General features: G+C 68.4%; 20 protein-coding genes. 13 read left to right on the top strand and 7 right to left on the bottom strand.

The window, feature by feature from the left end; genetic code table 11:
- Positions 1-23: 23 nt before the first annotated feature.
- From CXY76_RS05500 to CXY76_RS05520, 5 genes are read left to right on the top strand one after another with little or no spacing between them, the layout of a single operon-like run.
- Positions 24-923 carry a F0F1 ATP synthase subunit gamma gene (locus CXY76_RS05500; protein WP_104163240.1) on the top strand — a complete coding sequence of 300 codons (900 nt, stop codon included), beginning with the start codon at positions 24-26 and terminating at the stop codon, positions 921-923.
- An 18-nt stretch (positions 924-941) separates the two neighbouring features.
- Positions 942-2,405, top strand: coding sequence for a F0F1 ATP synthase subunit beta (atpD, locus tag CXY76_RS05505; protein ID WP_104163241.1), 1,464 nt, complete (start codon positions 942-944; stop codon positions 2,403-2,405).
- A 2-nt stretch (positions 2,406-2,407) separates the two neighbouring features.
- Entirely contained in the window at positions 2,408-2,674 is a 267-nt protein-coding gene (locus tag CXY76_RS05510) for a F0F1 ATP synthase subunit epsilon (RefSeq protein ID WP_103431195.1), read from the top strand.
- 23 nt (positions 2,675-2,697) lie between these two features.
- The gene (locus CXY76_RS05515) at positions 2,698-3,468 is read left to right on the top strand and encodes a YaaA family protein (RefSeq protein ID WP_104163242.1); all 771 of its coding nucleotides are present in this window, start codon (positions 2,698-2,700) and stop codon (positions 3,466-3,468) included.
- Between the two features lie 9 nt (positions 3,469-3,477).
- Positions 3,478-4,470, top strand: a complete 993-nt coding sequence (locus tag CXY76_RS05520; RefSeq protein ID WP_104163243.1) for a malate dehydrogenase — start codon at positions 3,478-3,480, stop codon at positions 4,468-4,470.
- Positions 4,471-4,478: 8 nt separating this feature from the next.
- Here CXY76_RS05520 and CXY76_RS05525 read toward each other — a convergent pair whose 3' ends face one another.
- Both CXY76_RS05525 and CXY76_RS05530 read right to left on the bottom strand, forming a co-directional pair.
- The gene (locus tag CXY76_RS05525) at positions 4,479-5,078 is read right to left on the bottom strand and encodes a DNA-3-methyladenine glycosylase I (RefSeq protein WP_104163244.1); all 600 of its coding nucleotides are present in this window, start codon (positions 5,076-5,078) and stop codon (positions 4,479-4,481) included.
- A complete protein-coding gene (locus CXY76_RS05530) occupies positions 5,075-5,584 on the bottom strand; it encodes a methylated-DNA--[protein]-cysteine S-methyltransferase (protein ID WP_104163245.1) in 510 nt (169 codons plus the stop codon). Before CXY76_RS05530 ends, CXY76_RS05525 begins: the two co-directional genes overlap by 4 nt.
- Before the next feature lie 132 nt (positions 5,585-5,716).
- Between CXY76_RS05530 and CXY76_RS05535 the strand changes: the two genes are divergently transcribed.
- Genes CXY76_RS05535 through CXY76_RS05545 form a run of 3 tightly spaced genes read left to right on the top strand, consistent with a single transcriptional unit; the run spans position 5,717 to position 10,379 of the window.
- Positions 5,717-6,679 carry an aldo/keto reductase gene (locus tag CXY76_RS05535; protein WP_104163246.1) on the top strand — a complete coding sequence of 321 codons (963 nt, stop codon included), beginning with the start codon at positions 5,717-5,719 and terminating at the stop codon, positions 6,677-6,679.
- Complete coding sequence (locus CXY76_RS05540) at positions 6,679-8,412, top strand: ABC transporter ATP-binding protein (RefSeq protein ID WP_104163247.1); 1,734 nt, start codon at positions 6,679-6,681, stop codon at positions 8,410-8,412. Before CXY76_RS05535 ends, CXY76_RS05540 begins: the two co-directional genes overlap by 1 nt.
- Entirely contained in the window at positions 8,409-10,379 is a 1,971-nt protein-coding gene (locus CXY76_RS05545; RefSeq protein WP_104163248.1) for an ABC transporter ATP-binding protein, read from the top strand. Before CXY76_RS05540 ends, CXY76_RS05545 begins: the two co-directional genes overlap by 4 nt.
- 82 nt (positions 10,380-10,461) lie before the next feature.
- Here the strand turns inward: CXY76_RS05545 and CXY76_RS05550 are convergent, their stop codons facing one another.
- The gene (locus tag CXY76_RS05550; protein WP_104163249.1) at positions 10,462-11,106 is read right to left on the bottom strand and encodes an acetate uptake transporter family protein; all 645 of its coding nucleotides are present in this window, start codon (positions 11,104-11,106) and stop codon (positions 10,462-10,464) included.
- 133 nt (positions 11,107-11,239) lie between these two features.
- Here CXY76_RS05550 and CXY76_RS05555 point away from each other — a divergent pair, with 133 nt between their 5' ends.
- The gene (locus tag CXY76_RS05555) at positions 11,240-12,469 is read left to right on the top strand and encodes a DUF4192 family protein (RefSeq protein ID WP_104163250.1); all 1,230 of its coding nucleotides are present in this window, start codon (positions 11,240-11,242) and stop codon (positions 12,467-12,469) included.
- A 6-nt stretch (positions 12,470-12,475) separates the two neighbouring features.
- On the opposite strand, the gene CXY76_RS05560 is transcribed toward CXY76_RS05555, so the two are convergent.
- The 4 genes from CXY76_RS05560 to CXY76_RS05575 are packed head-to-tail and all read right to left on the bottom strand — an operon-like array spanning position 12,476 to position 15,314.
- Positions 12,476-12,892 (bottom strand): VOC family protein, encoded by a 417-nt coding sequence (locus CXY76_RS05560; protein ID WP_104163251.1) that lies wholly within the window; start codon positions 12,890-12,892, stop codon positions 12,476-12,478.
- Between the two features lie 9 nt (positions 12,893-12,901).
- Complete coding sequence (locus CXY76_RS05565) at positions 12,902-13,360, bottom strand: helix-turn-helix transcriptional regulator (protein WP_104163252.1); 459 nt, start codon at positions 13,358-13,360, stop codon at positions 12,902-12,904.
- Between the two features lie 32 nt (positions 13,361-13,392).
- Positions 13,393-14,826 carry an aspartate aminotransferase family protein gene (locus CXY76_RS05570; RefSeq protein ID WP_104163253.1) on the bottom strand — a complete coding sequence of 478 codons (1,434 nt, stop codon included), beginning with the start codon at positions 14,824-14,826 and terminating at the stop codon, positions 13,393-13,395.
- Positions 14,827-14,831: 5 nt separating this feature from the next.
- Positions 14,832-15,314: an Lrp/AsnC family transcriptional regulator gene (locus CXY76_RS05575; protein ID WP_088455464.1), complete on the bottom strand. Its 483-nt coding sequence runs from the start codon at positions 15,312-15,314 to the stop codon at positions 14,832-14,834.
- A 94-nt stretch (positions 15,315-15,408) separates the two neighbouring features.
- On the opposite strand from CXY76_RS05575, the gene CXY76_RS05580 reads away from it, so the two are divergent.
- The 4 genes from CXY76_RS05580 to CXY76_RS05595 form a co-directional block, all read left to right on the top strand.
- Positions 15,409-16,836 (top strand): gamma-aminobutyraldehyde dehydrogenase, encoded by a 1,428-nt coding sequence (locus tag CXY76_RS05580; RefSeq protein WP_104163254.1) that lies wholly within the window; start codon positions 15,409-15,411, stop codon positions 16,834-16,836.
- 48 nt (positions 16,837-16,884) lie between these two features.
- Positions 16,885-17,937 (top strand): FHA domain-containing protein, encoded by a 1,053-nt coding sequence (locus tag CXY76_RS05585; protein ID WP_104163255.1) that lies wholly within the window; start codon positions 16,885-16,887, stop codon positions 17,935-17,937.
- 48 nt (positions 17,938-17,985) lie between these two features.
- Complete coding sequence (locus CXY76_RS05590; protein ID WP_104163256.1) at positions 17,986-18,816, top strand: PP2C family serine/threonine-protein phosphatase; 831 nt, start codon at positions 17,986-17,988, stop codon at positions 18,814-18,816.
- Positions 18,817-18,951: 135 nt separating this feature from the next.
- Positions 18,952-19,978: serine/threonine-protein kinase (locus CXY76_RS05595; protein ID WP_104163264.1), on the top strand; the 1,027-nt coding region annotated here is incomplete at its 3' end.

The following is a 19,978-nucleotide window of genomic DNA, read 5'->3' on the forward strand; positions in this document are numbered from 1 at the left end:
ATCTAAGCAAGCACAGGAGACACATGGGAGCGCAACTTCGGGTCTACCGGCAGAAGATCAAGTCTGCCCAGACGACCAAGAAGATCACTCGGGCCATGGAGTTGATCTCCGCTTCGCGCATCCAGAAGGCGCAGGCGCGAGTCGCGGCTTCAACCCCGTATTCGCGTGCGATCACGCAGGCAGTGTCGGCGGTCGCCACGTACTCGAACGTTGAGCACGTGCTGACCACCGAACCCGAGGTCATCAACCGCGCCGCGGTCGTCATCTTCGCCTCTGACCGTGGACTCGCGGGCGCGTTCAGCTCTCAGGTCCTGCGTGAGTCTGAGCAGCTCAGCGAGCTGCTGCGCAACCAGGGCAAGGACGTCGTCTACTACCTCGTCGGCCGCAAGGCACTGGCGTACTTCAGCTTCCGCCGCCGCGTGTCCGAGCAGTCCTGGACCGGCGGCACCGACCGTCCCGAGTTCGACACCGCCCAGGAAATCGGCGACGCGCTCCTGTCGGCCTTCCTGCGTGAAGCCGATGACGGTGGCGTCGACGAGATCCACATCGTCTACAACCGTTTCGTGAGCATGGTCACCCAGGTTCCCCAGGTCGTGCGCCTGCTGCCCCTGGAGGTCGTCGAGGGTGAAGCCAGCGACGTGCCCTCCACGCTGCCGCTCTACGAATTCGAACCCGACCCCGAGACCGTGCTCGACGCCCTGCTGCCGGTCTACATCGAAAGCCGCATCTTCAACGCCATGTTGCAGTCCGCGGCCTCGGAGCACGCCAGCCGCCAGAAGGCGATGAAGTCCGCCAGCGACAACGCTGACAAGCTCATCAAGGACTTCACCCGGCTGTCGAACAATGCGCGCCAGACCGAGATCACGCAGCAGATTTCCGAGATCGTGGGTGGAGCCGACGCGCTCTCATCCGCCAAGAACTAATCCAGAGAAGAGAGAGCAATGACTGACACCGCAATCGCGCCAGTCCTCGAAGAGGGCACAGCCGGCGCTGTGGGCCGCATCGCACGCGTCACGGGCCCCGTCGTGGACATCGAGTTCCCGCACGACTCGATCCCTGGCATGTACAACGCGCTCAAGACGACCATCGTCATCGGCGACGAGTCGACCGAGATCACCCTCGAGGTTGCCCTGCACCTCGGTGACGACCTGGTGCGCGCCATCGCCCTGAACCCGACCGACGGCCTCGTCCGCGGCCAGGAGGTCCGGGACACCGGCTCGCCCATCATGGTTCCGGTCGGCAACGTCACCAAGGGCCGCGTCTTCAACGTCATCGGCGAGGTCCTCAACGCCAAGCCCGGCGAGAAGATCGAGATCACCGAGCGCTGGCCCATCCACCGCAAGCCGCCGCCCTTTGACCAGCTGGAGTCCAAGACCCAGCTGTTCGAGACCGGCATCAAGGTCATCGACCTCCTCACGCCGTACGTGCTCGGTGGAAAGATCGGCCTCTTCGGTGGTGCCGGTGTCGGCAAGACCGTCCTGATCCAGGAAATGATCCAGCGCGTCGCGCAGGACCACGGTGGTGTGTCGGTGTTCGCCGGTGTCGGCGAGCGTACCCGTGAGGGCAACGACCTCATTGCCGAGATGGAAGAAGCCGGCGTCTTCGACAAGACCGCCCTCGTGTTCGGCCAGATGGACGAGCCGCCGGGAACGCGTCTGCGCGTCGCGCTCTCCGCGCTGACCATGGCGGAGTACTTCCGCGACGTCGCCAAGCAGGACGTGTTGCTCTTCATCGACAACATCTTCCGCTTCACCCAGGCCGGTTCGGAGGTTTCGACCCTGCTGGGCCGGATGCCCTCCGCCGTGGGTTACCAGCCGAACCTGGCCGACGAGATGGGCATCCTGCAGGAGCGCATCACGTCGACCCGTGGCCACTCGATCACCTCGCTGCAGGCCATCTACGTGCCCGCTGACGACTACACCGACCCGGCTCCGGCGACCACCTTCGCGCACCTCGACGCCACCACCGAACTGTCGCGTGAGATCGCGTCGAAGGGCCTGTACCCGGCCGTCGACCCGCTCACGTCGTCCAGCCGTATCCTCGACCCCCGCTACTTGGGCGCCGACCACTACAACACGGCCGTTCGCGTCAAGGCGATCCTGCAGAAGAACAAGGAACTCCAGGAGATCATCGCGATCCTCGGTGTTGACGAGCTCTCTGAGGAAGACAAGGTCACCGTCTCCCGCGCACGCCGCATCCAGCAGTTCCTGTCGCAGAACACCTACATGGCCAAGAAGTTCACCGGCGTCGAGGGTTCCACGGTTCCGCTCAAGGACACCATCGAGTCGTTCACGGCCATCGCCAACGGTGACTTCGACCACGTGGCCGAGCAGGCCTTCTTCAACGTCGGTGGCATCAACGACGTCGAAGAGAAGTGGGCTCAGATCCAGAAGGAGAACGGCTAAGCATGGCTTCGGCTTCGCTCACCGTGACTCTCGTCTCGGCGGACCAGCAGGTCTGGTCCGGCGAGGCGTCCATGGTTGTCGCGCGCACGGTGGAAGGCGAGATCGGTATTCTCGTCGGCCACGAGCCGTTGCTGGCCATCCTGTCCAGCGGTGAGGTGCGCATCACGCTGCTGGACGGCACCAAGGTCGTCGCTGAGGCTGACGACGGGTTCCTCTCGGTGGACAACGACATCATTTCCGTTGTCGCCCGTCGCGCAGCACTCGTTTAGGCGCCGCTTCATTTAGGACACTCGTGTTTGTATTGTTACCGCCGTCGGAGACGAAACGCTCCGGCGGCGTTTTCATGCCCTTGGCGCTGGATTCCCTGGCCTTTCCGGCGCTGACCGGGCGCCGCAGCGTGCTGGCCGGCGCCCTTGCCGCGCTGGCGGCCGACCAGGATGCCACCGTGCGTGCCCTCAAGCTCGGTCGCACCCAGCTCGCCGAGATCGACCGCAACGCGGCCCTGCTGTCCTCCCCGACGACGCCGGTCATCGACAGGTACACCGGGGTGCTCTACGACGCGCTGGCCGCCGACACCCTGTCGCCGGCGGCCCGCGCCTTCGCCGGCCGGCACCTGCTGGTGCACTCCGCTCTGCTTGGACCCGTCGGTGGGCTCGACCTCGTGCCCGCTTACAGGCTCTCGCACGACTCCCGGCTGCCGGGGCTGCCGCTCAAGAAGCACTGGGCCGCCGACGTGTCCGCGGCGCTCGAGGCCTCCGCGAACGATGGTTCGGGCACTCTGCTGCTCGACCTGCGTTCGGAGGGGTACGTGTCGCTCGGGCCGGCGGCGGGGCATCCGCGACGGTTCTTCCTGCGGGTCGTGACCGATGGCGCCGATGGCCGCACCCGCGCGCTCAACCACTTCAACAAGAAGGCCAAGGGCGAATTCACCAGGGCCCTGCTGCAGAACGGTCAGGCCTTCGACACCGTCGAGGCGCTGCTCGCCTGGGCTCCGACGGCGGGACTCGCCCTGCGCCCCGGCGCCCCGGGCGAACTCGAACTCGTCGTCGCCGGTCACCTCTAGTATGAATTCGTGCAGAGACAACGAGTAAACGTCACCGTCACCGGCGCCGGGGGCAACATCGGCTACGCGCTGATGTTCCGCATCGCGTCGGGCCAATTGCTCGGGCCCAACGTTCCCGTCGCGCTTCGGCTGTTGGAGATCCCGAGCGGTCTCCGGGCGGCGGAGGGCAGCGCCTTCGAACTTCAGGACAGCGCCTTCCCGCTGCTGCGCGACGTGCTCGTGACGGATGATCCGGTGCGGGCCTTCGACGGCGCCAACGTGGCCATCCTGGTGGGCTCGCGGCCCCGCGGACCCGGCCAGCAGCGCGCGGACCTGCTCGAGGGCAACGCCCGCATCTTCGGCCCGCAGGGCGCCGCCATCAACGCGGGCGCCGCCGACGACATCAGGGTGGTCGTGGTGGGCAACCCGGCCAACACCAACGCCCTGGTCACGGCCAGCCACGCGCCGGATGTGCCCGCCGACCGTTTCACCGCCCTCACCAGGCTCGACCACAACCGCGCGGTCGCCCAGCTCGCCGCACACCTGTCGGTCCCGGTCACCTCGGTGAGCGGAGTCGCGATCTGGGGCAACCACTCGGCCCTGCAATACCCCGATGTCTCCCACGCCACCGTCGACGGCCGCCCCGTGCGGGAACTCGTCGACGAGGACTGGCTGGTGAACGAGTTCATTCCGCGGGTGGCCAACCGCGGCGCCGAGATCATCGCCGTGCGCGGGGCCTCGTCGATGGGGTCGGCCGCCAGCGCCACCGTCGACCATGTCTACGACTGGGCGAACGGCACCGGCCACGACTGGACCAGCGCCGGAGTGGTCTCCGACGGGTCCTACGGTGTGCCGGCCGGCCTGGTGTCGTCCTACCCCGTGCGATCCCTGGGCGGCCGCTGGTCGATTGAGCCCGGGCTGGTTGTTGACGACTTCTCCCGCGCCCGTATCGACGCGTCGGTGGCCGAACTGGTCGCGGAGCGTGCGGCCGTCAGCGCGCTGGGGCTGCTCGGGCCGCGCTGACCTTCGTTTCAGGCCGGCGCCCGGTGGCAGCCGAGAACGTGGTCGTTCACCAGGCCGCTGGACTGCATCAGCGCGTACATGGTGGTCGGGCCCACGAACCTGTAGCCGCGGGCTCTGAGCGCCGCGCTGAGCGCGGTGGACTCCGGCGTGATCGCCGGTACCTCGGCCAGCTCGCTCAGCGGCGCGGGCCGCGGTGCGGGTGCGAAGCTCCAGATCAGCTCGGTCAGGCTCTCGCCCAGGGCCAGGGTGGTTCGGGCGTTGTCGATGGTGGCGGTGATCTTGCCCCGGTGCCGGATGATGCGCTCATCAGTGAGCAGCCGTTCCACGTCCGCTTCGGTGAACGCGGCAACCGCGTCGATGTCGAAACCGGCGAATGCGGCCCGGAACGCCGGCCGGCGCCGCAGGATCGTGATCCAGGACAGCCCGGCCTGGAATCCCTCCAGGCAGAGCTTCTCGAACAGGCGCTGCTCGTTCCGTAGCGGCCGGCCCCACTCCTCATCGTGGTAGCGCCGGTATTCGGCGTCGTTCGCGGCCCAAGCGCACCGGGCGACTCCGTCGTCGCCGACGACGACGGAGGGTCGCGGAATTGTGACCGTTTCGGTTGTCATCCGACGTACTCGATGCCCTCGTGCCGCAGCAGCCACTGCTTGGTGGGGATGCCCTCACCGGCGCTGAAACCGGTGATACGCCCGTTGGAGGCGAGCACCCGGTGGCAGCCCACCAGGATCGGTGCCGGGTTCGCGCCCACGGCACCGCCGATGGCCCGTCCCGCACCGCTCTTGCCGATCGAGCGGCCCAGCTCACCATAGGAGAGGTGATCGCCGAAGGGGATCGCGGCCAGTCCCCGCCAGACGCTCTGCTGGAACTCGGTGCCGCGGTTCAGCCGCACCGGCACATCGAAGGTGACCCTCGAGCCGGCGAAGTACTCGGCGAGTTCAGCCGCGGCGCGTCGGAGCAGGGTGTTCGGAGCCTCCGGCAGGCCCTCCAGGGGAAGGTGGCCGTCCCTGACAATGGCCAGGGACCAGACCTCGTCGTCGTCGCCCGTGAGCTCGAGGTCGCCGAGGGGGCTCGGCACGCGGATCAGGTTCGGGGGAGTGGGGGCTTGGCTGCTCATAGTGTGACTGTAGTCGGCGGTCCCGGACGGTTCCGGCGGATTTCGGACAGGGGATTGTGCGGCCGGTCCGTGGCCTGTGGAGGAGCGGCCGCAGGTGGTCAATTCATCGCCGCACAGGAATAGTCTGTAGCAATGGCTCAGATCGACTATCGCACTCTCGGCAACTCCGGCCTCGTCGTCTCGACGATCGGGCTGGGCTGCAACAACTTCGGCCGGAACGGCACCAGCACCGAGACCCAGGCGGGCACCTCCCTGGTGATCGACGCGGCCATCGACACCGGCGTGACCCTGTTCGACACCGCCGACATCTACGGTGCGGAACGTGGACTCAGCGAAACCCTGATGGGCAACGCCCTGCGCGGCAAGCGCGACCAGATCGTGCTCGCCACCAAGTTCGGCATGGACATGGCCGGCGCGAACGGCCCCGATTGGGACGCCCGAGGCTCCCGCCGCTACATCCGTCTGGCCGTCGAAGCGTCGCTCACCCGGCTGCAGACCGACTGGATCGACCTGTATCAGCTGCACCGACCGGACGCCAACACTCCCATCGAGGAGACCCTCGAGACCCTGGACGACCTCATCCGTGAGGGCAAGATCCGTTACATCGGCCACTCCAACCTGGCCGGCTGGCAGATCGTCGAAGCCGAATTCACCGCCAGGATCAACCATCACCCGGCCTTCATCTCGGCGCAGAACGAATACAGCCTGCTCGTGCGCGACGCCGAAGAAGAGGTCCTGCCCGCCGTGAACGCCTACGGCCTGGGCTTCCTGCCGTTCTTCCCGCTTTACAACGGCCTGTTCACCGGCAAGTTCAGCCGTGAGGGCGGCCCGGCCGACAGCCGGATCATGACCATCCGCCGGCACCTGCTCGACGACGCCCCCTGGGACACGATCGAGCGTTACCAGCAGTTCTGCGATGACCGCGGCGTGAGCATGCTCGCCGCCACCCTGGCCTGGCTCCTGGCCCAACCCGGCCTGACCAGCGTCATCGCCGGCGCCACCAAGCCGGAGCAGATCGTGCAGAACGCCGAGGCCGCCACCACCTGGCGGCCCACCGCTGACGACGTCGCCTACATCTCCGCGCTCTTCGCCTGATGCTCTGGACGCTGCTCGTTCGCTACCTCCGGCCGCACTGGCGGCTGCTGGTGGCCGTCGTCGTCTTCCAGCTGGCGCAGTCGATCGCGTCGCTCTACTTGCCGTCGCTGAACGCCGACATCATCGACGAGGGCGTGGCCACCGGTGACACCGGCTACATCCTCCGGGTCGGCGGGATGATGCTGATGATCACCCTCGGCCAGATCGTCTGCGCCATCATCGCCGTCTACTTCGGCGCCAAGGCCGCCATGGCGCTCGGCCGGGACCTGCGCGGGGCCGTCTTCACCAGGGTGGGCGAATTCTCCGAGCAGGAGGTCAGCCGGTTCGGCGCCCCCTCGCTGATCACCCGCTCCACCAACGACGTGCAACAGGTGCAGATGCTGGTGCTCACCACCTGCACCCTGCTGGTCTCAGCGCCCATCCTCTGCGTCGGCGGGGTGATCATGGCCATGCGCCAGGACCTCGAACTGTCCTGGCTGATCGCCGTCAGCGTTCCCGTGCTGCTCGTGGCCGTGGGCCTGATCATCGTGCGGATGGTGCCGCTGTTCCGCGTGATGCAGGTGCGCATCGACACCGTCAACCGGGTTCTGCGCGAACAGCTCACCGGCATCCGCGTGATTCGCGCGTTCGTGCGGGAAGACGTGGAGACCCGCCGCTTCGGGCAGGCCAACACCGACGTCACTCACACCGCCCTGCAGGCCGGCCGGCTGATGGCGCTCATGTTCCCCGTGGTGATGCTGGTGCTCAACGTCTCCAGCGTCGCCGTGATCTGGTTCGGCGCGTTCCGCATCGAAGACGGCTCGATGCAGGTGGGCACCCTGATCGCCTTCCTCAGCTACCTGATGCAGATCCTGATGGCCGTGATGATGGCCACCTTCATGGCCGTGATGATCCCGCGCGCCACGGTGTCGGCCGACCGTATCGGCGAGGTGCTCGACACCGCGTCCAGCGTGCGTCCGCCGGAGAACCCCGTGAACCAGACGCACGGGCACGGCGAGCTGGAGCTTCGGGGCGTGAGTTTCGCCTACCCCGGCGCCGACCAGCCCGTGCTCAGCGACATCAGCTTCGTGGCCAGGCCCGGCTTCACCACCGCCATCATCGGCAGCACCGGTTCGGGCAAGACCACCCTGGTCAACCTGCTGCCGCGCCTGTTCGACGCCACCAGCGGCACCGTGCTGTTCGGCGGTGTTGACGTGCGCGAGCTGAACCCCGACCTGCTCTGGGGCCACATCGGCCTGGTTCCGCAGAAGCCGTACCTGTTCTCCGGCACCGTGCGCAGCAACCTGCTCTACGGCAAACCGGATGCCACCGAGGCCGAGATCTGGCAGGCGCTGGACACCGCGCAGGCCCGCGACTTCGTCGAACGGCTCGACGGCGGCCTCGACGCGGCCATCGCCCAGGGCGGCACGAACGTCTCCGGCGGGCAGCGGCAACGCCTCGCGATCGCCCGGGCGCTGGTGAAACGCCCGGAACTGTACATCTTCGACGACTCGTTCTCGGCGCTCGACCTCGCCACGGATGCCCGGCTGCGCGCGGCCCTGGCCGCGGACGTCGCCGACGCCACCATGATCATCGTGGCCCAGCGGGTGTCCACGATCCTCGACGCCGACCAGATCCTGGTCGTCGAAGACGGCCGGATCGTGGCGAGCGGCACCCACGAACAGCTGCTGGCGACCTCGTCGACCTACCAGGAAATCGCGGCATCCCAGCTGGCAGCGGAGGCCACCTCATGAGCGACACCGAAACCGCCGACGACAAGGTGCCGGCACGCCCACCGCGCGGCGGCGGACCGTTCGGCGGCATGAACATGCCGGCCGAGAAGGCGATGAACTTCGGGGCGAGCGCCAAACGCCTGATCGGCACGCTCCGCCCGGAGCGGGTGTGGCTGGCGCTGGTGTTCGTGCTCGCGGTGATCAGCGTCACGTTCTCGGTGATCGGCCCGCGCCTGCTCGGCGAGGGCACCAACCTGATCTTCTCCGGCGTCGTGAGCAAGACCTTGCCGGCGGGGGCCACTCAGGCCGAGGTGATCGCGGGGCTGCGGGCATCCGGCGACACCGCGCAGGCCGATATGCTCAGCGCGATGACCCTCACCCCGGGCCTGGGCATCGACTTCGCGGCCCTGTCCGCGGTGTTGTTCTGGGTGTTGGCGCTCTACATCCTCGCCTCGGTGTTCAGCTGGCTGCAGGCGCTGGTGCTCAACGCCGTCGTGCAACGCACCGTGTTCCGGCTGCGTGAGGAGATCGAGGCGAAGATCAACCGGCTGCCGCTGGGCTACTTCGACACCGTCAAGCGCGGCGAACTGCTCAGCCGGGTGACCAACGACGTCGACAACATCTCGCAGAGCCTGCAGCAGTCGCTCAGTCAGGTGGTCACGTCGCTGCTCACCGTCATCGGCGTGATCGTGATGATGCTGCTGCTCTCGCCGCTGCTCGCCGTGATCGCGCTGGTCACGGTGCCGCTGACCCTGGTCACCACCGTGCTGATCGCCAAGCGGTCGCAGAGGCTCTTCGTGGCCCAGTGGGCGCACACCGGGGAGCTCAACGGCCAGATCGAGGAGACCTTCTCCGGGCACGCCCTGGTCAAGGTCTTCGGCCGGCAGAAGGAGGTGGAGCAGCGCTTCGCCGCGAAGAACGACGAACTCTACGAGGCCAGCTTCGGCGCCCAGTTCGTCAGCGGCATGATCATGCCCGCCATGACCTTCATCGGCAACCTGGTCTACGTGGCCATCGCCGTCGTCGGCGGCCTGCAGGTGGCGTCTGGGGCCATGCAGCTCGGTGACGTGCAGGCGTTCATCCAGTACTCCAGGCAGTTCACCCAGCCGCTGGCGCAACTGGGCTCGATGGCCAACCTGCTGCAGTCCGGTGTCGCCAGCGCCGAGCGGGTCTTCGAGCTGCTGGATGCCGACGAGCAGACCCCGGACGCCGACCCGGCCGAGACGCCCGCCGCGACGTCGGCGCAGGCGCACGGGCGACTGGTGTTCGAGGACGTGTCGTTCAGCTACAGCGCCGACAAGCCGCTCATCCAGGGCCTGAACCTGGTGGCCGAACCCGGCCAGACCGTCGCGATCGTGGGCCCGACCGGGGCCGGCAAGACCACCCTGGTGAACCTGATGATGCGCTTCTACGAGCTTGACGGGGGCCGGATCACCCTGGACGGTGTCGACATCGCCCGGATGACGCGCAACGACCTGCGCGGCCGGATGGGCATGGTGCTGCAGGACACCTGGCTGTTCGGCGGCAGCATCCGCGACAACATCGCCTACGGCCGGCCGGACGCCACCGAGGAGCAGATCCTCGAGGCCGCGACGGCCACCTACGTGGACAGGTTCGTGCACTCGCTGCCGGACGGCTACGACACCGTGCTCGACGACGAGGGCGGCAACGTCAGCGCGGGGGAGAAGCAGCTGCTCACCATCGCGCGGGCGTTCCTCGCCCGGCCCAGCGTGCTGATCCTCGACGAGGCCACCAGCTCCGTCGACACCCGCACCGAGGTGCTCGTGCAGCACGCGATGAAGGCGCTCCGCGCCGATCGCACCAGCTTCGTGATCGCGCACCGCCTGTCGACCATCCGCGACGCCGACCTGATCCTGGTGATGGAGGCCGGCCAGATCGTGGAGCAGGGCAGCCACGAAGAGCTCCTGTTGGCCGACGGCGCCTACCGGGCCCTCTACGATTCCCAATTCGCAGCCGCCATCGAGTAGCCCACCCCCGCGAACTGTGAGAAAAGCCCCAGAAACGTCGAGTTTCTGGGGCTTTTCTCACAGTTCGCGAGGGGCGCGAGGGTTACTTGGCGGGCCAGACGGGGAGGACGGCGCGGCCGGCGGTGGAGTTGTAAACCACGGCGAACGAGCCGTACCAGGCCAGCAGCGCGGTGAGGATGCCGAACCAGCCGCCGAGCTGGTGGATCGCGGTGATCCCGGTGTACGCGCCGATGGCGAGCAGCACGAAGGTGATCGAGAGGGCGACGAAGACGATGAAGATCGAGCCGTTGGTCTTCTTGGCGGCCACGGTCATGTAGATCGTGAAGATCGCCCAGGCCAGCAGGAAGGTGCCCATGCCGGCGGCGCCGGCCTCGACGTTGCCGCCGGTGCTCTCCAGGTACCAGAACGCCAGCCAGAACGCGCCGAACGAGGTGAACGCCGTGGCGCCGAAGGTGTTGCCGTTGCGCAGCTCCCAGATGCCGGCGATGACCTGGGCGATGCCGCCGTAGAACAGTGCGAGGCCCAGCACGGCGACGCTGGAGGGGACGATGCCGGTGTTGGACATGCTGAGCACGAAGGTGGTGAGGGCGAACGCGCCCAGGCCCAGGGCGCCGGGATCGGCGAGGGGGCCGTGGGACGGGGCTGCGGGGGCTGCGGACACGGGTGCGGCGGGTGCTGTGGAGGAGACCGCGGGGGCCTCCGGATACGTCGAAGTGGTCTGATTCATTTGTTCTGAGATTATCAGCCGCGCCCGGCCCCGCCCCGCCGGCCGCGTAGTGCACAGGCCGCCGGCCCGACGGGTTCTGCACAGGTCGGCCGGTGCCGGGTCGCCCGGGCCGGTTCGGGCGCACGGTCGGTGCATGCAGAAGACAATCGTGAAGACCCCGACTCCCCAGGATTTCCTCGCCCTCGTGCCCCAGCTGGTGGGTTTCCTCCCCGCCCAGAGCCTGGTGCTCGTCGCGTTCCGCGGCAACCGCACCTGCGGTGCCCTGCGGTTCAACCTCCCCAGCCCCGACGCCGGCCCACAGGAACTGCGGCGCATCGCCGGCGCCCTGCTGGGCACCCTGTGCAAGATCCCCGGCGTTGACGCCCTCGTGCCGGTGACGTACACCGACGAGTCGATCGGCGATGACCCGGCGACCGACGTGGCCGATCTGCCGCAGGGTGCGTTCCTGCGGGCGGTCCTCACCCGCGCCGGCCAGGCCGGCTTCCTCGTGCGTGACGCACTGTGCGTCGCCGCGGATGGGTGGGCCTCCTACCTGGACGCCGCAGCCACCCGGGGCCGGCCCCGCCGACAGCCGCTGCGGCATCCGCTCAGCGAGATCGCGGATTCCAGCGTGCAGGAGGGGATCCCGCGCGACGCCCGCCGGGAACTCGGCCGGTTGCACACCGGCGCCGAGCTGCCCAGGGTGGACCTGGCCACCCGGGAACGCTGCGCCAGACGACTGGCCCGCTACCAGCGGCTCGGCCCCGACATGGGTCCGATCCCCGAGCTGATCGAGATGGTCGGCGACATGCTCGACCCCGTCGGCACCGCCGAGTCCGCGCTGGGCGTGAACCCCGCGGAGCTCAGCATCGACGAGGCCGCCGCGCTGCTGTTCCTGATGCAGGGCCCCGCTACCCGGGACCAAATGATGTTGCAGTTCGCCTTCGGCGAGGCGGAAGGGCACCGCAGCCTGGCCCTGAACCGGCACTACGCGCAACGGCAGCGTGAGACCGGCCTCAGCATGGACGAGGTCGTCGAGGCCGATATGGCGGCCGGCCTGGCCCTGCAGGAGGACTCGCCGACCACCGGTGACCTGATGCTCGGCATGAGCCCGGACCGGCCGGACCCGGAGCGGATCGAGCGGGGCATCAGACTGCTCAAGCTGCTCGTGGCGATGGCACCCCGGTCGGCCCGGCCGGCGCCGCTGTGCATGCTGGCCTGGCTGAGCTGGACGCTGGGCCAGGGGTCGGTCGCGGGCATCTACATCGACACGGCCCTGGACATCGACGGCGAGTACGGCATGGCACTGCTGCTGTTGCAGCTGATCGGCAGCGGGCACCTGCCGGAGTGGGCGTTCGCCGTGCCGGACGAGGCCGACCTCTGAGCGCGTTCAGGCCGCCGGGGCCTGCGCGATGCGCACCGTGTTGCCGGACGGATCCCGGAAGGCGCAATCGCGCGGGCCCCAGGGCTGGTCGGTGGGCTCCTGAAGCACCTCGGCGCCGGACGCACGCACGGTCTCGAAGGTCGCGTCCACGTCGTCGGAGCGGAACACGAGCATCGGCAGGACACCCTTGGTGAGCAGCTCCTGAAGCGCGTCGCCGTCGGCCGGCGACCGGCCGGCGTGCGGCTCCGACAGCACGATCTCGAGACCGGGCTGGGCATCGCTGCCCAGCGTGACCCAGCGGTATCTTCCGGAGGGCACATCGCTGCGCACCTGGAGCCCGAGCGCGTCCCGATAGAACGCGATCGCCTCGTCCACATCGTTGACGGTGATGTTGCAGTACTGGAGTGAGATTGTCGTTGTCATGCCACGAATCTAGGCCGCTACCGCCCCGCTCGCTTCTTGGATCCTGCTCGATTCGCGCACCCTGCCCGGCGGGTGCCGAACGGGGCGGGTGTGAGACTGGGCGACACAGGCCGGCATCGCCGTGACGGAGTCGTGCGTGCGGGCTCGATAGGCGCTCGGGGTCTCGCCGACGATCTCGGCGAACCGGGTGCTGAACGAGCCCAGCGAGGTACACCCGACGCTCATGCAGGCATCCGTGACGCTCGCACCATTGCGGAGCAGCGCCATCGCCCGCTCGATCCGGCGGGTCATCAGGTAGCTGTACGGCGTCTCGCCGTACGCCGCCCGGAACCGGCGCGAGAAGTGAGCGGGCGACATCAGAGCCCGGTGCGCCATGGTGGGAACGTCGAGCGGTTGGGCATACTCCCGGTCGATCAGGTCCCGGGCCCGGCGCAGGCAGGCGAGGATTTCGAGTTCCTGCGGAGTCACTATTTCACGCTAGCACCGGGCCGCGCGGCGGGCTAGAGATGCTTCGGCGCCTCCGACAGCACGCCGTACAGGATGTCGCCGATCTCGCGGATCTCCGCCGGGCCGATGGTCAGCGGCGGCGCGAGCTGCACGACGGGGTCACCCCGGTCATCCGCCCGGCAGTACAGCCCGGCCTCGAACAGCGCGCCGGACAGGTATCCGCGCAGCAACCGCTCGGACTCCGCGTCGTTGAAGGTCTCCTTGGTGGCCTTGTCCTTGACCAGTTCGATGCCGAAGAAGTACCCCTCGCCGCGCACATCACCCACGATCGGCAGCTCGAGCAGCTTCTCCAGCTCCGCCCTGAACACCGGCGAGTTCTCCCGCACGTTCTCGTTGAGCTTCTCCTCCTCGAAGATGTCGAGGTTGGCCAGCGCCACCGCCGCGGACACCGGGTGACCGCCGAAGGTGTAGCCGTGATAAAACGCCGTGTCGCCGTGCTTGAACGGTTCGTAGATGCGGTCGCTGATGATGGTCGCGCCGATGGGGGAGTACCCGCTGGTCATGCCCTTGGCGCAGGTGATCATGTCGGGTTCGATGCCGAAGGTCGTCGAGGCGAACATGTTGCCGATCCGGCCGAACGCTGTGATGACCTCATCGGCCACCAACAGCACGTCGTAGGTGTCGCAGATCTCCCGCACCCGCTTGAAGTAACCCGGCGGCGGGGGGAAACAGCCGCCGGAGTTCTGCACGGGCTCCAGGAACACCGCGGCCACGGTCTCCGGGCCCTCGAACTGGATCATCTCCTCGATGCGGTTCGCCGCCCACAGGCCGAACGCTTCCACGTCATCGCCGTGCCCGGAGCCCATCTCATCGGCCCGGTAGAAGTTGGTGTTGGGCACCCGGAAACCGCCGGGGGTGACCGGCTCGAACATCTCCTTGAGCGCCGGGATACCCGTGATCGCCAGGGCGCCCTGGGTGGTGCCGTGATACGCGACGGAGCGGGAGATCACCTTGTGCTTGGTGGGCCGGCCCTGCAGCTTCCAGTAGTACTTGGCCAGCTTGAACGCGGTCTCCACGGCCTCGCCGCCGCCGGTGGAGAAGAACACCCGGTTGAGGTCGCCCGGCGCCTGCTCGGCCAGCCGGTCGGCGAGCTCGATGGCGCTGGGATGCGCGTACGACCAGAGCGGGAAGAACGCGAGCTCCTCGGCCTGCGCCGCGGCGGCCTGGGCGAGGCGCTTGCGCCCGTGCCCGGCGTTCACCACGAACAACCCGCTCAGGCCGTCGATGTAGCGTTTGCCGGTGGAGTCCCAGATGTGGTGGCCCAGCCCCTTGGTGATGACCGGAACGCCGGCGCCGGATTCCAGCACCGACTGGCGGGCGAAGTGCATCCAGAGGTGGTCCTTCGCCTTCTGCTGCAGGTCGGCGTTCTCGGCGTCGGTGTAGACGCGCGGGCCGGTGGTGGGCGCTGTGGGCTCTGTGATGGTCATCTCGGTTACCGTGTTCCCCAGTTGTACAACTGTTTGTGAAGCTTGAGGTAGACGAAGGTCTCGGTCGAGGCGACCCCCTCAAGCGCGCGGATCTGTGAATTGAGCAGGGCGATCAGTTCGTCGTCGTTCTCGCAGACGACCTCGGCCAGGATGTCGAAGGAACCGGCGGTGAGCACGACGTAGTCGACGGCGGCGATCGCGGCGAGCTGATCGGCCAGGACCCTGGTGTCTCCGGTGGCGCGGATGCCGATCATGGCCTGCCTGTAGAAGCCCAGCTGCATGGGGTCGGTCACCGCGACGACCTGCATGACCCCGGCCTCGGTGAGCTTCTGGACTCGCTGGCGCACCGCGGCCTCGCTCAGGCCGACCGCCTTGCCGATCTCGGCGTAGGACCGCCGACCGTCCACCTGCAGCTGCTCGATGATCTTCTTGGACACATCGTCCAGTTGCGCGGGCCGACCCGCACTGCCGCGTCCATTGCTGCTCATCACCCGATTGTGACAGCGAAGGTGCCCTGCGGCAAGCGAATCAGTCGCGAAACACGAGTTTCACAACGGATTCCGGGCAGCTAGGCTGACGCGCATGAGCGCGCTACGCAACTTCATCAACGGCGACCACGTCGAGTCCACCTCAGCGACCACCATCGATCTCATCGACCCGGCCACGGAGCGAAGCTACGGCACCAGCCCGGTGTCGACCTCCGCCGACGTGGATTCGGCCTATCGGGCCGCCGCGGCCGCGTTCGAGGGGTGGGGCGAATCCACCCCGGCCGAACGCCAGCTGGCCCTGTTCCGCATCGCCGACGCCGTCGAGGCGCGCGCCGAGGAGTTCGCCGACGCGGAATCCCAGGACACCGGCAAACCGCGCAGCACCCTCGTCGACGACGAGATCCTGGTGTCGGTGGACCAGATCCGGTTCTTCGCCGGCGCCGCCAGGGTGCTCGAGGGCCGAAGCGGCGGCGAATACCTGAAAGACCACACCTCCTTCATCCGTCGGGAACCGATCGGCGTCGTCGGGCAGGTGACCCCGTGGAACTACCCGCTGAACATGGCCGTGTGGAAGTTCGCCCCCGCGCTCGCCGCCGGCAACACCACGGTGCTCAAACCCTCGGACACCACCCCCAGCGCCACCCTGCTGCTGGCCGAAGTGGCGGCGGAGTTCCTGCCGCCGGGGGTGCTCAACGTGGTGATGGGGGACCGCAGCACCGGAGCCGCGATGATCGACCACGCGACCCCGCAACTGGTGTCGATCACCGGGTCCGTGCGCGCCGGCATGGAGGTGGCCAAGGCCGCCGCCACCGATCTCAAGCGGGTGCACCTCGAGCTCGGCGGCAAGGCCCCCGTGATCGTCTTCGACGACGCCGACATTGATCAGGCCGTCGAGGGCATCAGCGCGGCGGGTTTCTTCAACGCCGGCCAGGACTGCACCGCCGCCACCCGGGTGCTCGTGCAGGCCGGCATCCACGACGAGTTCGTGGCGGCGCTCGCCGCCCACGCCGCCCAGAACGCCCGCACCGGGCCGCCGCACGAAGCGGGCATCCTGTTCGGCCCGGTGAACAACCAGAACCAGCTGGCCCAGGTGACCGGCTTCATCGACAGGCTGCCCGACCACGCCGTGCTCGAGCTCGGCGGCCACCGGCAGGGCAGCACCGGCTATTTCCACGAAGCCACCGTGGTGAGCGGGCTGCGGCAGACCGACGAGGCAGTGCAGCGGGAGATCTTCGGCCCGGTGATCACCGTGCAGCGCTTCGACGATGAGGCCCAGGCCCTGACCTGGGCCAACGACGTGCAGTACGGGCTGGCCTCCTCGGTGTGGACCACAAATCATGGGCGGGCCATGCGGATGGCCAAGCGCCTCGACTTCGGCTGCGTCTGGATCAACACCCACATCCCGATCGTCGCCGAGATGCCGCACGGCGGGTTCAAGCACTCCGGCTACGGCAAGGACCTGTCCATGTACGGCTTCGAGGACTACACCCGGATCAAGCACGTGATGAGCTACATCGGCTGAGCCGACCCGGCCCCGTCGGGTTTAGCATCGTAGGAACGAGGGAGCCTGATGCAACTGGGACGGGTCGGCTGCGAGACCGCGCCGTTGGAGAACGCCGAGTGGACGTTTGTGGTGGGCCGCGGGTTCCTGGCCGTCGTACCCGCCAGCACTGCCAGCCCGGTCGTGGCGGCCCTGCACGCCCTGGCCGCTGACGTCGCCGTCACGCTCGAGACGCTCGTGTCGCTGATCCCGCTGGGCGGGCCGGGGGAACCGGACGCGTTCGCGGTGATCGTGCCCGGCGTCCGCAGCGCCGGCGACGGGGCCGACGGACACGTCCTGGCGCAGGACGGCATCCCGGTGCACGCCGTCGTGCGCGGGGCCATCGCGGTCGATGTCTTCTCGATCGGCGGATCCCGCCGGTTCACCGACCGCAACATCAGGCCGTGGCTGCTGGCGGAGTTCCAGTCCGTGACCGGACTGGTGATCGGCTCACCGCTGGCCGCCGTCGCCCGGTCCGACCGGCTCGGCGCCGGGCGGATGCTGGGCACGGGCATCGACGCCGGCGACACCCTGTTCTGGTCGGTCGCCGGCGGGCCGGACGACACCGCCGACACGGTGCTGCGCCCCAGACGGATCGTGGACGACACCGTCGTGCTTGACCGCCGGATGCGAGACCGTGTTGTCGTCGTGGCCGCTGCCGCCGAGCCTGCGGACGAACCGGCCGACGTATCGGCCGACGAATCCGCCGTCGAGCCTGCCGTCGAGCGCGCCGACAGGCCGGGGCCGTACGGGTTCAGGCTGGCCACCGGCGAGGAGGTGCGGCTGGGCGCGGTGTACCGGATCGGGCGCAGCCCCAGGCCCCGGCGCATCCAGTCCGGCGAGCTGCTGGAGCTGATCGTGGTGGTCTCGACATCCGCGCTCGTCTCGGCCAACCACCTCGAAATCCGTCAGGACGGCGACGCCGTCGTCGTCACCGACCTGGGTTCGACGAACGGCACAATGGTTCATTTTCCCCTCGGTCGCACCCAGCGAATGCGCTCCGGGGCCTCGCTCACGGTGCTGCCCGGTACGACGGTGGACATCGGGGACGGTAACCTGATCGAGATCCTGCCAGCGGACTGACCGTCGTTCGCTGCGTTGCCGCACGTTTGTATTCGGAAGGCACCACCCGTGACCCAGATAGGTCAAGGCTCACCCAGCCACACGATCGCGCTCCCCGCGGTGAAGAAATCCGTCACCCTGGCCTGGTCCGCGCTCACCGATGTTGGTCACCGCCGCGAAGTCAATGAAGACAGCCTGGTAACCCGATCACCGATTTTCGCGGTGGCCGACGGCATGGGCGGCCATTCCGCCGGCGATGTCGCCAGCAAGGCCGTGGTGACCCGGCTCGCCGAACTCGGTGGCGACTCTGAGACCACGGCCGAGGCCATCAACCGGGCCCTCGCCCTCGCCGTGGAGGACATGAAGGCCGGCGAAGGCGTCACCGACCTGGGCACCGGCACCACCGTCACGGGCGTGGCCGTGGCCATCGTCTCGGACGCCCCGCAGTTCATCGCCTACAACATCGGCGACTCACGGGTCTACCAGCTCAGCTCCGGGGTCCTGGAGCAGGTGACAGTCGACCATTCGGTGGTGCAGGAGCTCGTCGACGCGGGCCGGATCACCCGTGAGGAAGCCGATGTGCATCCGCACGGAAACGTGATCACCCGGGCCGTCGGATTCCACGAACCACCGGTGCCGGACTATCGCGTGCTGCCGCTCACGGCGGGCCTGCGCATCCTGGTCTGTTCGGACGGGCTCACCAAGGAACTGACCGCCTACGGCATCCGGCACTTCCTGCTGTCGAACCCGAAGGCCGAGGACGCCGTCGCGGCCCTGGTGACCGCGGCGCTGGAAAACGGCGGCCGTGACAACGTGACCGCGATAGTCCTGGACGTGCTCAGCGTCGACGATCTCGACGGTCTTCATGACGACGCGGCCGACGCCGCTGCCGGGGCCTGACGACCCGCAGCCATAGAATTATGCCGGGGTCGTCGATACCCGTGACGACGATCACATCCTGCGAGCAGGCAGGGCAATCAGGCAGGCAATCCGGTCGGTTCCTTCGATCGGTCGAGACGATTCACGGGAGGCGCCATGGCGGTAAGACTGCCGTCGACGCCCCCGGCTTTGCCGGGGTTCTCCTACCTGAGGCCGTTGGGCTCCGGTGGTTTCGCCGACGTGTTCCTGTACGAACAGAACCTGCCGCGGCGCCAGGTGGCCATCAAGGTTCTTCTCGCCGAGGTGGTCAGCGACCCGGTCCGGCGTCTGTTCCAGTCCGAGGCGAACCTGATGGCGCAGTTGTCCGCCCACCCGTCGGTGCTCACGGTGTTCCAGGCCGGGGTGTCCGCCGACGGCCGCCCGTACCTGGTGATGGAGTACTGCTCCAACGCCCTCGAGCAGCGCTACCGGTCAGGCCGCCTGCCGGTGTCCGAACTGCTCCGGATCGGGGTGACCATCGCCAGCGCCGTGGAGACCGCCCATCGGGCCGGAGTGCTGCACCGTGACATCAAGCCATCCAACATCCTGATCACCGCGTACGGCCATCCAGTGCTGGCCGACTTCGGCATCGCGGCCACCCTCGGTGAGGTGGAGGAGACCGACCAGGTCGGGCTCTCGATCCCGTGGTCGGCGCCCGAAGTGCTCTTCGACGAGAGTGCGGGCTCGGTGGCCGCGGAGGTCTGGTCCCTCGGGGCGACGCTCTACACGCTGCTGGCCGGCCGGTCGCCGTTCGAACTGCCCGGCGCCCACAACGGGCCCGCCCAACTGATGGCCCGCATCCAGAAGACGGCCCTGCCGGCCATCGGGCGCCCCGACGTGCCAGAGCGCCTGGAGCTGGTGCTGGCCCGTGCTCTGTCCAAACGCCCCGAGCGGCGTCAGGCCAGCGCGCTCGAGCTGATCCGGGAGCTCCAGGCCGTCGAGGCCGAGCTCGGGCTCGCGCAGACCCCGCTCGAGCTCGCGACGGCCGAGTGGGAGGCCCAGGCCGCCGGGGACGCCGACGACCAGACCCGGATCACCGGCCTGGTCTCCGTGGACGCCCGGCCGGCGCGCCGCCAACGCCGGGAGCCGGGCGCCGCCAGCACTGCCGCTGCCCCGGCCCGCACCGACCTGCCGCGCGCCGACC

Origin of the sequence: Cryobacterium sp. N22 (assembly GCF_002929555.1) — a bacterium.
Lineage (GTDB): Bacteria > Actinomycetota > Actinomycetes > Actinomycetales > Microbacteriaceae > Cryobacterium.

Coding starts and splice junctions, on each gene's coding strand:
- CXY76_RS05500 (WP_104163240.1), top strand. CDS start 24: ATGGGAGCGCAACTTCGGGTCTACCGGCAGAAGATCAAGTCTGCCCAG.
- atpD (WP_104163241.1), top strand. CDS start 942: ATGACTGACACCGCAATCGCGCCAGTCCTCGAAGAGGGCACAGCCGGC.
- CXY76_RS05510 (WP_103431195.1), top strand. CDS start 2,408: ATGGCTTCGGCTTCGCTCACCGTGACTCTCGTCTCGGCGGACCAGCAG.
- CXY76_RS05525 (WP_104163244.1), bottom strand. CDS start 5,078: ATGACAACCGAAACGGTCACAATTCCGCGACCCTCCGTCGTCGTCGGC.
- CXY76_RS05530 (WP_104163245.1), bottom strand. CDS start 5,584: ATGAGCAGCCAAGCCCCCACTCCCCCGAACCTGATCCGCGTGCCGAGC.
- CXY76_RS05535 (WP_104163246.1), top strand. CDS start 5,717: ATGGCTCAGATCGACTATCGCACTCTCGGCAACTCCGGCCTCGTCGTC.
- CXY76_RS05540 (WP_104163247.1), top strand. CDS start 6,679: ATGCTCTGGACGCTGCTCGTTCGCTACCTCCGGCCGCACTGGCGGCTG.
- CXY76_RS05545 (WP_104163248.1), top strand. CDS start 8,409: ATGAGCGACACCGAAACCGCCGACGACAAGGTGCCGGCACGCCCACCG.
- CXY76_RS05550 (WP_104163249.1), bottom strand. CDS start 11,106: ATGAATCAGACCACTTCGACGTATCCGGAGGCCCCCGCGGTCTCCTCC.
- CXY76_RS05555 (WP_104163250.1), top strand. CDS start 11,240: ATGCAGAAGACAATCGTGAAGACCCCGACTCCCCAGGATTTCCTCGCC.
- CXY76_RS05560 (WP_104163251.1), bottom strand. CDS start 12,892: ATGACAACGACAATCTCACTCCAGTACTGCAACATCACCGTCAACGAT.
- CXY76_RS05570 (WP_104163253.1), bottom strand. CDS start 14,826: ATGACCATCACAGAGCCCACAGCGCCCACCACCGGCCCGCGCGTCTAC.
- CXY76_RS05575 (WP_088455464.1), bottom strand. CDS start 15,314: ATGAGCAGCAATGGACGCGGCAGTGCGGGTCGGCCCGCGCAACTGGAC.
- CXY76_RS05580 (WP_104163254.1), top strand. CDS start 15,409: ATGAGCGCGCTACGCAACTTCATCAACGGCGACCACGTCGAGTCCACC.
- CXY76_RS05585 (WP_104163255.1), top strand. CDS start 16,885: ATGCAACTGGGACGGGTCGGCTGCGAGACCGCGCCGTTGGAGAACGCC.